General features: G+C 59.8%; 11 protein-coding genes. 3 read left to right on the forward strand and 8 right to left on the reverse strand.

What is annotated here, in order from left to right; translation table 11 throughout:
• Nucleotides 1-46 precede the first annotated feature (46 nt).
• From ACKLNA_RS01815 to ACKLNA_RS01845, 7 genes are all read right to left on the reverse strand, one after another.
• Nucleotides 47-472 (reverse strand): GNAT family N-acetyltransferase, encoded by a 426-nt coding sequence (locus ACKLNA_RS01815; RefSeq protein ID WP_096822259.1) that lies wholly within the window; start codon nucleotides 470-472, stop codon nucleotides 47-49.
• A complete protein-coding gene (locus ACKLNA_RS01820; protein ID WP_114884016.1) occupies nucleotides 465-1,640 on the reverse strand; it encodes a cupin domain-containing protein in 1,176 nt (391 codons plus the stop codon). The genes ACKLNA_RS01815 and ACKLNA_RS01820 overlap by 8 nt, the downstream gene beginning before the upstream one ends.
• 86 nt (nucleotides 1,641-1,726) lie before the next feature.
• Nucleotides 1,727-3,097, reverse strand: coding sequence for an adenylosuccinate lyase (purB, locus tag ACKLNA_RS01825; protein WP_085712387.1), 1,371 nt, complete (start codon nucleotides 3,095-3,097; stop codon nucleotides 1,727-1,729).
• Between the two features lie 127 nt (nucleotides 3,098-3,224).
• On the reverse strand, nucleotides 3,225-3,848 hold the full coding sequence (gene hflD, locus ACKLNA_RS01830; protein ID WP_064380694.1) for a high frequency lysogenization protein HflD: 624 nt from the start codon (nucleotides 3,846-3,848) through the stop codon (nucleotides 3,225-3,227).
• Complete coding sequence (mnmA, locus tag ACKLNA_RS01835) at nucleotides 3,845-4,969, reverse strand: tRNA 2-thiouridine(34) synthase MnmA (protein WP_007951446.1); 1,125 nt, start codon at nucleotides 4,967-4,969, stop codon at nucleotides 3,845-3,847. Before mnmA ends, hflD begins: the two co-directional genes overlap by 4 nt.
• A gap of 59 nt (nucleotides 4,970-5,028) precedes the next feature.
• Nucleotides 5,029-5,475, reverse strand: a complete 447-nt coding sequence (locus tag ACKLNA_RS01840) for an NUDIX hydrolase (protein ID WP_103386160.1) — start codon at nucleotides 5,473-5,475, stop codon at nucleotides 5,029-5,031.
• A 78-nt stretch (nucleotides 5,476-5,553) separates the two neighbouring features.
• Nucleotides 5,554-7,779: an NADP-dependent isocitrate dehydrogenase gene (locus tag ACKLNA_RS01845; protein WP_408984670.1), complete on the reverse strand. Its 2,226-nt coding sequence runs from the start codon at nucleotides 7,777-7,779 to the stop codon at nucleotides 5,554-5,556.
• 481 nt (nucleotides 7,780-8,260) lie between these two features.
• Between ACKLNA_RS01845 and icd the strand changes: the two genes are divergently transcribed.
• Nucleotides 8,261-9,517: an NADP-dependent isocitrate dehydrogenase gene (gene icd, locus ACKLNA_RS01850; RefSeq protein ID WP_408984671.1), complete on the forward strand. Its 1,257-nt coding sequence runs from the start codon at nucleotides 8,261-8,263 to the stop codon at nucleotides 9,515-9,517.
• A 79-nt stretch (nucleotides 9,518-9,596) separates the two neighbouring features.
• Here the strand turns inward: icd and ACKLNA_RS01855 are convergent, their stop codons facing one another.
• Nucleotides 9,597-9,878, reverse strand: a complete 282-nt coding sequence (locus ACKLNA_RS01855) for a cold shock domain-containing protein (RefSeq protein WP_114884011.1) — start codon at nucleotides 9,876-9,878, stop codon at nucleotides 9,597-9,599.
• A 224-nt stretch (nucleotides 9,879-10,102) separates the two neighbouring features.
• Between ACKLNA_RS01855 and clpS the strand changes: the two genes are divergently transcribed.
• Both clpS and clpA read left to right on the forward strand, forming a co-directional pair.
• Nucleotides 10,103-10,465, forward strand: coding sequence for an ATP-dependent Clp protease adapter ClpS (gene clpS / locus ACKLNA_RS01860; protein ID WP_015094394.1), 363 nt, complete (start codon nucleotides 10,103-10,105; stop codon nucleotides 10,463-10,465).
• 30 nt (nucleotides 10,466-10,495) lie between these two features.
• Nucleotides 10,496-12,766 carry an ATP-dependent Clp protease ATP-binding subunit ClpA gene (gene clpA / locus ACKLNA_RS01865; RefSeq protein ID WP_085712381.1) on the forward strand — a complete coding sequence of 757 codons (2,271 nt, stop codon included), beginning with the start codon at nucleotides 10,496-10,498 and terminating at the stop codon, nucleotides 12,764-12,766.
• Nucleotides 12,767-13,048: the final 282 nt, after the last annotated feature.

Consider the following 13,048-nt stretch of genomic DNA (forward strand, 5'->3'; position numbering starts at 1 on the left):
CCCGGCATCGGTCGATGGCGGGGCGTTTTGTGGTGCTCATCAAGCGTTATGCAGAATGGCGAACCATGTCGACATGCGGAATCCCGGCTTCCAGGAACTCTTCGCTGACCAGATTGAACCCCAGGCGCTCATAGAACGCCGTGGCCTGCACCTGCGCGCTGAGCATCTGCTGCTTCAGCCCGCGAGTTTCGGCTTCTGTGATGACCGCTTGCATCAGCGCATCGCCGACCTTCAGTCCGCGCCAGTCCTTGAGCACCGAAACCCTGCCGATGTGCCCGTCGGGCAGCAGGCGGGCGGTACCGATCGGAAAATCGCCTTCGAAGGCCAGGAAATGCACCGCCGTGGCGTCATCGGCGTCCCACTCAAGCTCGGGTGGAACCGATTGTTCGGCAATGAACACCGTTTCGCGAATGCGGCGGATCTCGGCGTTGTCCTTTTGCCAGTCTGCAACACGTACGCGAATCTTATTCATCGTCGGCGAACCCCAGGCTGCCCTGTTTGACCAGTTCGCACAGCAGGCCACGACCATCTTCGTCGCTCAGCCAGTCGCCGAGGTTGTCGGTGTGCAGGGCGTCAGCCGAGCAGATCAGCTTCAGCAGCTCGCGAAGCTTGCCCGGCAGGTAACGGCTCTGACCGCTGGCGAACAGCAGCAGATCGTCATCGACTTCCGACCACGCCAGGCGTGCGCTCGGGTTGCGGATCAGGATGGCGCCGTCTTCGAGGGCGCTGAGGAAGTCTTCTTCTTCGACTTCTTCCGGGCCGACTACCAGCTCCGGATAGCGCGGCTCGGTCATGTACTGGCCGAACCAGGTCAGCAGCAGACGCTCGTCGCTCATGTGCTCGGCGAGCAGTGCCTTCAGGCGGCCCAGAGCGTCGTGCTGGATCTGGTGCGGATCATCGCTGACCGGCTTTGCATCTGCGTCGGTATAGCGCTCTTCGTCAGTCAGGAACTGGCTGAGGAAGTCGGTGAAGTGGGTCAGCACTTCAGCGGCGCTTGGTGCGCGGAAGCCGACCGAGTAGGTCATGCAGTCATCGACGGCCACGCCGCAGTGGGCCAGGCGCGGCGGCAGGTAGAGCATGTCGCCCGGTTCCAGGACCCACTCTTCGGTCTCGTGGAATTCGGCGAGGATGCGCAGGTCTGCGTGCTGCAACAGCGGGCTCTCGGAATCGCACATCTGGCCGATTTTCCAGTTGCGCTTGCCGTGGCCTTGCAGCAGGAACACGTCGTAGTTGTCGAAGTGCGGGCCGACGCTGCCACCCGGGGCGGCGAAGCTGATCATCACGTCGTCGACGCGCCAGCTCGGCAGGAAGCGGAAGTTCTCCAACAGTTCGCTGACTTCCGGTACGAACTGATCGACAGCCTGCACCAGCAGCGTCCACTCGCGCTCTGGCAGTTTGCTGAATTCGTCTTCGGCGAACGGGCCGCGACGCAGTTCCCAAGGGCGCTCGCCGTGCTCGATCACCAGTCGCGATTCAACTTCTTCTTCCAGGGCCAGGCCGGCGAGCTCGTCGGCGTCGATCGGGCTTTCGAAATCAGGAATCGCCTGACGGATCAGCAGTGGTTTTTTCTGCCAGTAATCGCGCATGAACTCGCGCGCCGTAAGACCACCCAGAAGTTGAAGAGGAATATCGGGATTCATATGTAACCTATTGAAAAAAAGCATTTTTCAGACGGGAATAAAAACGCCCGGCGCGGCCGGGCGTCTCAAACGGGTCAAGCAGTCGATCAGATGCGTTTGGCTTGCGCTACAGCGTTGCCGATGTAGTTGGCCGGGGTCAGTTGCTTGAGCTCGGCTTTCGCTGCGGCCGGCATGTCCAGGCCATCGATGAAAGTCTGCAGCGCTTCAGGGCTGATGCCCTTGCCGCGAGTCAGTTCTTTCAGCTTCTCGTACGGGTTTTCGATGTTGTAGCGGCGCATTACGGTCTGGATCGGCTCGGCCAGGACTTCCCAGCAAGCGTCCAGATCGGCAGCGATCTTGTCAGCGTTCAGTTCGAGCTTGCTGATGCCTTTGAGGCTGGCTTCGTACGCGATCACGCTGTGAGCGAAGCCGACACCGAGGTTGCGCAGAACGGTGGAGTCGGTCAGGTCGCGCTGCCAGCGGGAGATCGGCAGTTTGCTCGCCAGGTGCTGGAACAGCGCGTTGGCGATGCCCAGGTTGCCTTCGGAGTTTTCGAAGTCGATCGGGTTGACCTTGTGCGGCATGGTCGACGAACCGATTTCGCCGGCGATGGTGCGCTGCTTGAAGTAACCCAGGGAGATGTAGCCCCAGATGTCACGGTCGAAGTCGATCAGGATGGTGTTGAAGCGCGCAATGGCGTCGAACAGCTCGGCGATGTAGTCGTGCGGCTCGATCTGCGTGGTGTACGGGTTGAAGGCCAGGCCCAGCTCGTCTTCGATGAAGGCGCGAGCGTTGGCTTCCCAGTCGATCTGCGGGTAGGCCGACAGGTGAGCGTTGTAGTTGCCGACAGCGCCGTTGATCTTGCCCAGCAGCGGAACGGCAGCGACCTGAGCGATCTGACGCTCGAGACGGTAAACCACGTTCGCCAGCTCTTTACCCAGGGTGGTCGGCGAAGCCGGCTGACCGTGGGTACGCGACAGCATCGGTACGTCGGCAAAGCGCAGGGCCAGTTCGCGGATGGCGTTGGCGGTCTGGCGCATCAGCGGCAGCATCACGTCGTCACGGCCTTCGCGCAGCATCAGGGCGTGGGACAGGTTGTTGATGTCCTCGCTGGTGCAGGCGAAGTGGATGAATTCGCTGACCTTGGCCAGTTCCGGCAGCTTGGCCGCCTGCTCCTTGAGCAGGTACTCGATCGCTTTCACGTCGTGGTTGGTGGTGCGCTCGATCTCTTTCACGCGCTCGGCGTGCTCCAGCGAGAAGTTCTCGGCCAGTTCGTTCAGAACGGCGTTGGCTTCGGCGGAGAAGGCTGGTACTTCCGGGATGCCGGCGTGAGCGGCCAGGCGCTGGAGCCAGCGCACTTCAACCAGAACGCGGGCACGGATCAGGCCGTACTCGCTGAAAATCGGGCGCAGGGCCTGGGTTTTGCCGGCGTAGCGGCCGTCAACAGGGGAAACCGCAGTGAGCGAAGAGAGCTGCATGGGGTGTTCTCGGACAGTCGGGCAACGAAATGGGGCGCGTATCATACATGAAAAAATCCGCCGGTCCGTCGCCAACTGACCGGCGTATTACGCGTTACAGACTACAAAGCTTTTATTGCACGGCGATTTACTCGCTGCGCATCAACGGATACAGCTCTTTGAGCAGCTTGCGACGACTGATCACCAACTGCCAGCGATGACCGCCGAGCTGACGCCACAGGCGTGCCGAACGAATGCCGGCGAGCAGCAGGGCGCGAATCTTCGAGGCGTTGCTCGGCTGCTGCAGGTTGCGCATGTCGCCGTGCACCTGAATGCGTTGGCGCAGCGTGCTCAGGGTGTCCTGATACAACGCACCGCAGGCTGCGATCACGTTTTCGTGGGCCGGGCCGAAATGTTCGACCTGCGACTGGATCTGCGGCAGACGCTTGCCGATCACGTCGAGCATGTCGTTGCGCTTGGCCAGTTGCCGCTCAAGGCCGAGCATCGACAGGGCGTAGCGCAATGGCTCGCGTTGCAAGGTGCTCGGGTCGCGTTCGAGGGCACCGATCAGCGCGCGGTAACCCTCGCGCAGGTTGATGTCGTCGCCGCCGTACACGTCCAGCGTGTCTTTGGGGTCGCGAACCAGCAGGCTGCCGAGCATGCAGCTCAGGCCGGCCTCGTTGGTCTGGCCGGTCTTGGCGATCCGGTCCACCAGCACGGCGGCGAGAAACACGCCGCCCAGGGCCGTCAATTGCTCCTGCGTCGGGCTCATGCCTGGCCGCTCCACGGCTCGGCGACTTCGATCACGCCGCCACCGAGGCAGATTTCGCCGTCATAGAACACCACCGACTGGCCCGGCGTGACCGCGCGCTGCGGCTCGTCGAACACGGCGCGATAGCCTGTCGCGGTTTTTTCCAGGGTGCAGGCCTGGTCGCTCTGGCGATAACGGACCTTGGCGGTCAGGCGCAGCGGCTGGCTCAGATCGATCGGGTTGACCCAGTAGATTTCCGAAGCGAGCAGGGCGCTGGAGAACAGCCACGGATGGTTGTTGCCCTGGCCGACGATCAGCTCGTTGGTGTCCAGATCCTTGCGCAGCACATACCACGGCTCGTCGCCGGCGTCTTTCAGGCCGCCGATGCCCAGGCCCTGACGCTGACCGATGGTGTGGTACATCAGGCCATGGTGACGGCCGATGACTTCGCCTTCGGTGGTCTTGATCTCGCCCGGTTGCGCCGGCAGGTATTGCTTGAGGAAATCGCTGAAACGACGCTCGCCGATGAAGCAGATTCCGGTGGAATCCTTCTTCTTGGCGGTGGCCAGCTCGTATTTCTCGGCAATGGCGCGGACTTCCGGCTTTTCCAGCTCGCCGACCGGGAACAGGGTCTTGGCGATCTGTTCGCCGCCGACGGCGTGCAGGAAGTAGCTCTGGTCCTTGTTCGGATCCAGGCCCTTGAGCAGTTCGGTACGGCCATCGATGTCGCGGCGGCGCACGTAGTGGCCGGTGGCGATCAGGTCGGCGCCGAGCATCATGGCGTAGTCGAGGAACGCCTTGAACTTGATCTCGCGGTTGCACAGGATGTCCGGGTTCGGCGTGCGTCCGGCCTTGTATTCGGCCAGGAAATGCTCGAACACGTTGTCCCAGTACTCGGCGGCGAAGTTGGCGGTGTGCAGCTTGATACCGATCTTGTCGCACACGGCCTGGGCATCCGCCAGGTCGTCCATGGCGGTGCAGTATTCCGTTCCGTCGTCTTCTTCCCAGTTCTTCATGAACAGGCCTTCCACCTCATAACCCTGCTCGATCAGCAGGAGAGCGGAAACGGAAGAGTCCACGCCGCCGGACATGCCGACAATGACGCGCTTCTTGGATGTGTCAGAAGGGGCTGGATCACGCATAGGGATTCAATGAGTGTCTTGAAAAAGGACGCGATTCTATCAGGCTCACGGCCTCAAGGCTAAAGGGAAGGGCGGATCAGTTCGAGACCGAAGCGATTGCCGGCCAGATAATCATCGATGCAGCGGATGATCAGCTCGCTGCGCCAGTTGTCTCGCTGGGCCAATAATTCGTCGCGGGTCAGCCACTTGGCGCCGACGATGCCGTCGTCCAGTTGGTAATCCGGGTGGTGTTTCACGGCTTTGGCGCTGAAGCATACGCGCTGGTAAGTCACGCCGTTGCTCGGTGCGGTGTACAGATAAATGCCGATCACGCTGGTGGGTTCGACGTCCCAGCCGGTTTCTTCGAGAGTTTCGCGCACGGCGGCTTCGATCAGGGTTTCGTCCGGGTCCAGATGACCGGCGGGCTGATTGAGTACGTTACGGCCGGCCTTGTGTTCCTCGACCATCAGAAAACGACCGTTGTCCTCGACGATGGTGGCGACGGTGATGTGGGGGAGCCATTGCATTGATTGAATCTCCTGGGCGGAAGGCAGAAACACAAACCCCGGCGCATGGCCGGGGTTTGTGATGTTCCCTTTACAACCTTATACCAGCGCAGCAATCGCCGCGTTGAGGGTTGCGCTCGGGCGCATGGCCTTGCTAATCAGCTCGGCATTGGCGTGGTAGTAACCGCCGATGTCCACTGGCTTGCCTTGAACGGCATTGAGCTCGGCGACGATGGTCGCTTCGTTCTCGGTCAGGGTCTTGGCCAGGGTTGCGAACTGCGCTTGCAGTGCAGCGTCTTCAGTCTGGGCAGCCAGGGCTTGAGACCAGTACATGGCCAGGTAGAAGTGGCTGCCGCGGTTGTCAATGTTGCCGACTTTGCGCGATGGCGACTTGTTGTTATCCAGGAACTGGCCGGTGGCCTGATCCAGGGTCTTGGACAGAACCAGCGCTTTCGGGTTGTTGTAGTTCACACCCAGGTGCTCGAGAGAAGCGGCCAGGGCCAGGAATTCACCCAGCGAATCCCAGCGCAGGAAGTTCTCTTCGACCAGTTGCTGCACGTGCTTCGGAGCCGAACCGCCGGCACCGGTTTCGAACAGGCCACCGCCGTTCATCAGCGGCACGATCGACAGCATCTTGGCGCTGGTGCCCAGTTCCATGATCGGGAACAGGTCGGTCAGGTAGTCGCGCAGTACGTTGCCGGTCACCGAAATGGTGTCCTTGCCGTCGCGGGTGCGCTGCAGGGTGTACTTCATCGCGTCGACCGGCGCCATGATCTGGATGTCCAGACCGGCGGTGTCGTGATCCTTCAGGTAAGCCTGAACCTTCTCGATCACCACGCCGTCGTGGGCGCGCATCGGGTCCAGCCAGAAAATGGCCGGGGTGCTGCTTGCGCGAGCGCGGTTGACAGCCAGTTTGACCCAGTCCTGGATCGGCGCGTCTTTGGTCTGGCACATGCGGAAGATGTCGCCGGCTTCAACAGCCTGTTCCATCAGCAGGGTGCCTTTGCTGTCGGTTACGCGAACCACGCCGTCGGCCTTGATCTGGAAGGTCTTGTCGTGGGAGCCGTACTCTTCAGCCTTTTTGGCCATCAGGCCAACGTTTGGCACGCTGCCCATGGTGGTCGGATCGAAAGCGCCATTGGCTTTGCAATCTTCGATCACGGCCTGGTAGATGGTGGCGTAGCAACGATCCGGGATCACGGCCTTGGTGTCGTGCAGCTGGCCGTCGGTGCCCCACATCTTGCCGGAGTCACGGATCATGGCCGGCATCGAGGCGTCGACGATAACGTCGCTCGGCACGTGCAGGTTGGTGATGCCTTTGTCGGAGTTGACCATCGCCAGGGACGGACGAACGGCGTAGACCGCTTGCACGTCAGCTTCGATCTGCGCTTGCTGCTCGGCCGGCAGGGATTTGATGCGGGCGTACAGGTCGCCGATGCCGTTGTTCAGGTTGAAGCCGATTTCTGCCAGCACGTCGGCGTGCTTGGTCAGGGCGTCCTTGTAGAACTCGGCAACGATCTGGCCGAACATGATCGGGTCGGAGACCTTCATCATGGTGGCTTTCAGGTGAACCGACAGCAGCACGCCTTGTTGCTTGGCGCTGTCGATTTCAGCGGCGATGAACGCGCGCAGGGCCTTTTTGCTCATCACGGAGCAGTCGAGGATCTCGCCCGCCTGAACGGTGGTTTTTTCTTTCAGGACGGTCGCGGTGCCGTCTTTGGCGATCAGCTCGATCTTCACGGCGTCAGCGGCGTCGATCAGGGCAGCTTTTTCGCTGCCGTAGAAATCGCCGGTGCTCATGTGAGCGACGTGGGACTTGGAGTCCTTGGCCCAGGCGCCCATCTTGTGCGGGTGCTTGCGCGCGTAGTTCTTGACCGACAGCGGAGCGCGACGGTCGGAGTTGCCTTCACGCAGAACCGGGTTCACGGCGCTGCCCTTGACCTTGTCGTAACGCGCCTTGGCGTCTTTGTCGGCGTCGCTGGTCACGGTTTCCGGGTAGTCCGGCAGGTTGTAGCCCTGGGCTTGCAGTTCTTTGATCGCGGCTTGCAGTTGCGGAACCGAGGCGCTGATGTTCGGCAGCTTGATAATGTTGGCTTCAGGCGTAACGGCCAGGTCGCCCAGTTCGGCGAGGTGGTCGGCTACGGCTTTGTCGCCCAGTTGCTCGGGGAAGCTGGCCAGAATGCGTGCTGCAAGAGAGATATCGCGGGTTTCCACGGCGATATCGGCCGAGGCGGTGTAAGCCTCGATGATCGGCAGCAGGGAATAGGTGGCGAGGGCTGGAGCTTCGTCGGTGAAGGTATAGATGATCTTCGAGCGGGTGGGCATATTCGGATTAACTCTCTCTTCTTTGCTAAAGCGTGCGCAGAAACTCGAGGGGCGCCGGGTAAGCGCGTTCGTTCAAAGTCATCCATGAACCGAATGTCGAGAATCTTCGCGGTGATGTTGGGTGCATCAGTAGAGCGTCAAGCAGTCGGACTGCGGTAACAACCCGACCAATCAGGCGGAAAGTCTCGTGCTAGAGAGGCCAGCCGTCGTGACCCTTTGGTCAGCGGGCGGCATTATACATAGGTAGCTGGCAATCTGCCGATGGTTCATATGCAACGATTCTCGTCCATTGGTCTAAAGGTCGCAGGGCGGGGTGGGGCGTAGAGTCGTCGTGAATGCTTGAGATTGGCGCTTTTCCCTTTGCTTTCAGGCTTGTACGAAACTAGATGTGGTCGCGCCCGGAACAGAGGGTTTGCGTGTTGATTCAACTGGGTTACGCTCGAACCAAGCCAGATGTTCAATCCAAACAATGGAGTTCAGCATGGGTTACACGAAGATTCAGGTTCCAGCCGTCGGCGACAAAATCACCGTCAACGCAGACCATTCTCTCAATGTCCCTGATAACCCGATCATTCCCTTCATTGAAGGTGACGGCATTGGCGTCGACGTCAGCCCTGTGATGATCAAAGTGGTTGATGCTGCCGTGGCCAAGGCCTACGGGGGCAAGCGCAAGATTTCCTGGATGGAGGTTTATGCTGGCGAAAAAGCAACTCAAGTCTATGACCAGGACACCTGGCTGCCCCAGGAGACCCTGGACGCCGTCAAAGATTACGTCGTTTCCATCAAGGGCCCGCTGACCACCCCGGTCGGTGGCGGTATTCGCTCCCTCAACGTTGCCCTGCGTCAGCAACTCGATCTCTATGTGTGCCTGCGCCCGGTTGTGTGGTTCGAAGGCGTGCCGAGCCCGGTGAAAAAGCCCGGCGACGTCGACATGGTGATCTTCCGCGAGAACTCCGAAGACATTTATGCCGGTATCGAATGGAAGGCCGGATCCCCCGAGGCCACCAAGGTCATCAAGTTCCTGAAAGAAGAAATGGGCGTCACCAAGATCCGTTTCGACCAGGATTGCGGTATCGGCATCAAGCCGGTTTCGAAAGAAGGTACCAAGCGTCTGGTGCGCAAGGCCCTGCAATACGTGGTGGACAACGACCGCAAGTCGCTGACCATCGTGCACAAGGGCAACATCATGAAATTCACCGAGGGTGCCTTCAAGGACTGGGGCTACGAGGTGGCGCGTGATGAATTCGGCGCCGAACTGCTGGATGGCGGCCCGTGGATGAAATTCAAGAACCCGAAAACCGGTCGCGAAGTCATCGTCAAGGATGCCATCGCCGACGCCATGCTCCAGCAGATCCTGCTGCGCCCGGCCGAATACGATGTGATCGCTACCCTGAACCTTAATGGTGACTACCTGTCCGACGCCCTGGCGGCGGAAGTGGGCGGTATCGGTATTGCGCCGGGTGCCAACCTGTCCGACACCGTGGCCATGTTCGAAGCAACCCACGGTACTGCGCCGAAATATGCCGGCAAGGACCAGGTCAACCCGGGTTCGGTGATTCTGTCGGCCGAGATGATGCTGCGCCACCTGGGCTGGACCGAGGCGGCCGACCTGATCATCAAGGGCACCAACGGCGCGATCAAGGCCAAGACCGTGACCTACGACTTCGAACGTCTGATGGAAGGCGCCACGCTGGTGTCGTCGTCGGGCTTCGGTGAGGCGATCGTCAAGCACATGTAAGAAAGGCTGCTGCAACGAAACCGCCCGGCTCGAGTGATCGAGCCGGGCGGTTTGTTTTCTGGCAGGTGTTCTGGTTGCTTCAGCTGGTCACTGACTGGTGATGAGCTGCTGGCGAGACGGCGTCTTTTGCGGCCTCGACATTCTGAATTTTTGTGGCGTGCAGGCCTTTGGGCCCTTGCACGATCTCGAATTTGACGATTTGCCCGGCTTTGAGGGTTTTGTACCCGTCCATTTCAATGGCGGAGTAGTGCGCAAAGAAATCGATTTCCTTGCCGTCCTCGTCTTTCCCCTCGCGGGCGTCGGTGTTGATGAAACCGAACCCCTTGGCATTGTTGAACCATTTCACCTTGCCGACAACCATGCTCAAATCCCTCTGCAACAGTCTCCATCGCTGGAGTATCATCCAATTCATCCGCAGTCGAATCCGTTAAAAAGATTGACTCCGCGGATCTTTTTTACCCACTGTGGGTTCTATTGGTTGTAACACCGTTTTCCCGATAGTCAAGGTGACCGGGCAGTCGGAGTTGAAAACGTGTCAAGCCGCCCCCACCACTGTATTTGCACAACTGACGAACCTTTCTTTCCATGCATGCAATCAGCCAGATTCGACTAACATTCAATCAGGATCGCCCTGATTTACACGACGACGATTCAGCGGGTATTGCTGTTCAGGAAGCAAAGCCTGCGTTACAGGCGCCGCCGATGTACAAGGTGGTTTTGTTTAATGATGACTACACACCGATGGATTTCGTCGTCGAAGTGCTCGAGGTGTTTTTTAACCTGAATCGCGAGCTGGCGACCAAGGTCATGCTGGCCGTCCACACAGAAGGGCGGGCAGTATGTGGAGTGTTTACCCGCGACATCGCCGAGACAAAGGCCATGCAGGTCAACCAGTACGCCAGGGAAAGCCAGCATCCGCTACTCTGTGAAATCGAGAAGGACGGTTAATCGCCGACCACTTGGGTATGAGGTGAAGCTATGTTAAACCGCGAGCTCGAAGTCACCCTCAATCTTGCCTTCAAGGAGGCTCGTTCGAAGCGTCATGAGTTCATGACCGTCGAACACCTGCTGCTGGCCCTATTGGACAATGAGGCTGCCGCCACCGTATTGCGTGCCTGCGGCGCAAACCTCGACAAACTCAAGCACGACCTGCAGGAGTTCATCGACTCCACCACGCCGCTGATCCCCGTCCATGACGAAGATCGCGAAACCCAGCCAACCCTGGGCTTCCAGCGTGTGCTGCAACGTGCTGTCTTTCATGTACAGAGCTCGGGCAAGCGCGAAGTAACCGGCGCCAATGTGCTGGTTGCAATCTTCAGTGAGCAAGAGAGTCAGGCAGTGTTCCTGCTGAAACAGCAGAGCGTTGCACGAATCGATGTCGTCAACTATATCGCCCATGGCATTTCCAAGGTGCCGGGGCATGGCGATCACTCTGAAGGTGAACAAGATATGCAGGACGACGAGGGCGGTGAGTCTTCTTCTTCAGGCAATCCGCTGGACGCGTATGCCAGCAACCTCAACGAACTCGCACGCCAGGGCCGGATCGATCCGCTGGTCGGGCGTGAAACGGAAGTCGAGCGTGTCGCGCAGATTCTCGCGCGTCGGCGCAAGAACAATCCGCTGCTGGTTGGCGAGGCGGGCGTGGGTAAAACCGCGATTGCCGAAGGCCTGGCCAAGCGCATTGTCGACAACCAGGTGCCGGACCTGCTGGCCAACAGCGTCGTCTATTCCCTCGATCTGGGCGCCTTGCTCGCAGGCACCAAATATCGCGGCGATTTCGAGAAGCGCTTCAAGGCGCTGCTCGGTGAGCTGAAAAAACGTCCGCAGGCGATCCTGTTCATCGACGAGATCCACACCATTATCGGTGCGGGTGCTGCGTCCGGTGGCGTCATGGATGCCTCGAACCTGCTCAAGCCGCTGCTGTCGTCTGGTGACATTCGCTGCATCGGTTCGACCACGTTCCAGGAATTCCGCGGCATCTTCGAAAAAGACCGTGCCCTGGCGCGTCGTTTCCAGAAGGTCGATGTGGTCGAGCCGTCGGTGGAAGACACCATCGGCATCCTGCGTGGTCTGAAAGGGCGTTTCGAGCAGCACCACAACATCGAGTACAGCGATGAGTCGTTGCGCGCCGCTGCGGAACTGGCTTCGCGCTACATCAATGACCGGCATATGCCGGACAAGGCCATCGATGTAATCGACGAGGCGGGCGCCTACCAGCGTCTGCAGCCGGTCGACAAGCGCGTGAAGCGCATCGACGTGCCGCAGGTCGAGGACATCGTGGCGAAGATCGCACGGATTCCGCCAAAACACGTCACCAGTTCCGACAAGGAGCTGCTGCGTAACCTGGAGCGCGACCTGAAACTGACAGTGTTTGGTCAGGATGCGGCGATCGATTCGCTGTCGACCGCGATCAAGCTGTCCCGTGCGGGCCTCAAGTCGCCGGACAAGCCAGTCGGTTCGTTCCTGTTCGCCGGGCCTACCGGTGTCGGTAAAACCGAGGCCGCGCGGCAATTGGCCAAGGCGCTGGGGATCGAGCTGGTTCGTTTCGACATGTCCGAGTACATGGAGCGCCACACCGTATCGCGTCTGATCGGTGCGCCTCCGGGTTATGTCGGTTTCGACCAGGGCGGTCTGCTGACCGAGGCGATTACCAAGCAACCGCATTGCGTATTGCTGCTCGATGAGATCGAGAAGGCGCATCCGGAAGTCTTCAACCTGCTGCTGCAGGTGATGGATCACGGTACGCTGACCGACAACAACGGGCGCAAGGCGGATTTCCGCAACGTGATCGTAATCATGACCACCAACGCCGGTGCCGAAACCGCGGCGCGTGCTTCGATCGGTTTCACTCATCAGGACCACTCGTCCGATGCGATGGAAGTGATCAAGAAGAGCTTCACGCCGGAATTCCGCAACCGCCTGGACACCATCATTCAATTTGGTCGCCTCAGTCATGAGGTCATCAAAAGCGTGGTGGACAAGTTCCTCACCGAACTTCAGGCGCAGCTGGAAGACAAGCGGGTGCTGCTGGAAGTTACCGACGCTGCGCGCAGTTGGCTCGCGGCCGGTGGCTACGACTCGGCAATGGGCGCTCGCCCGATGGCGCGTCTGATCCAGGACAAGATCAAACGTCCGCTGGCGGAGGAGATACTGTTTGGCGAACTGGCCGAGCATGGCGGTGTGGTGCACATCGACATCAAGGATGGTGAGCTGACGTTTGACTTCGAGACTACGGCGGAAATGGCCTGATGGCTGGTAAATGAAAAGGCGCCTTCGGGCGCCTTTTTGTTGTCTGTTTGTTTGGTGTGAATATCCGTTGCTGCGGTAACGGCTTCTTGGGGTTCCGCCCTTACGGCGGGTCACTTTTTCCAAACGCCGAAAAAGTAACCAAAAAGGCTTTACCCTGACGTTCGGCCCTCGCTGTGGCTCGGGTTTCTTCGCTCCGGGATCGATCCGGGCGCATCGCCTACGGTTTGCTTCGCTGCACCTCCTCTCGATGTGTTTGGCTTCGCCAAACGGTCGCTGCGCTCC

Source organism: Pseudomonas sp. UV AK001, assembly GCF_046097675.1.
In the GTDB taxonomy this organism is placed as follows: Bacteria; Pseudomonadota; Gammaproteobacteria; order Pseudomonadales; family Pseudomonadaceae; genus Aquipseudomonas; species Aquipseudomonas kribbensis.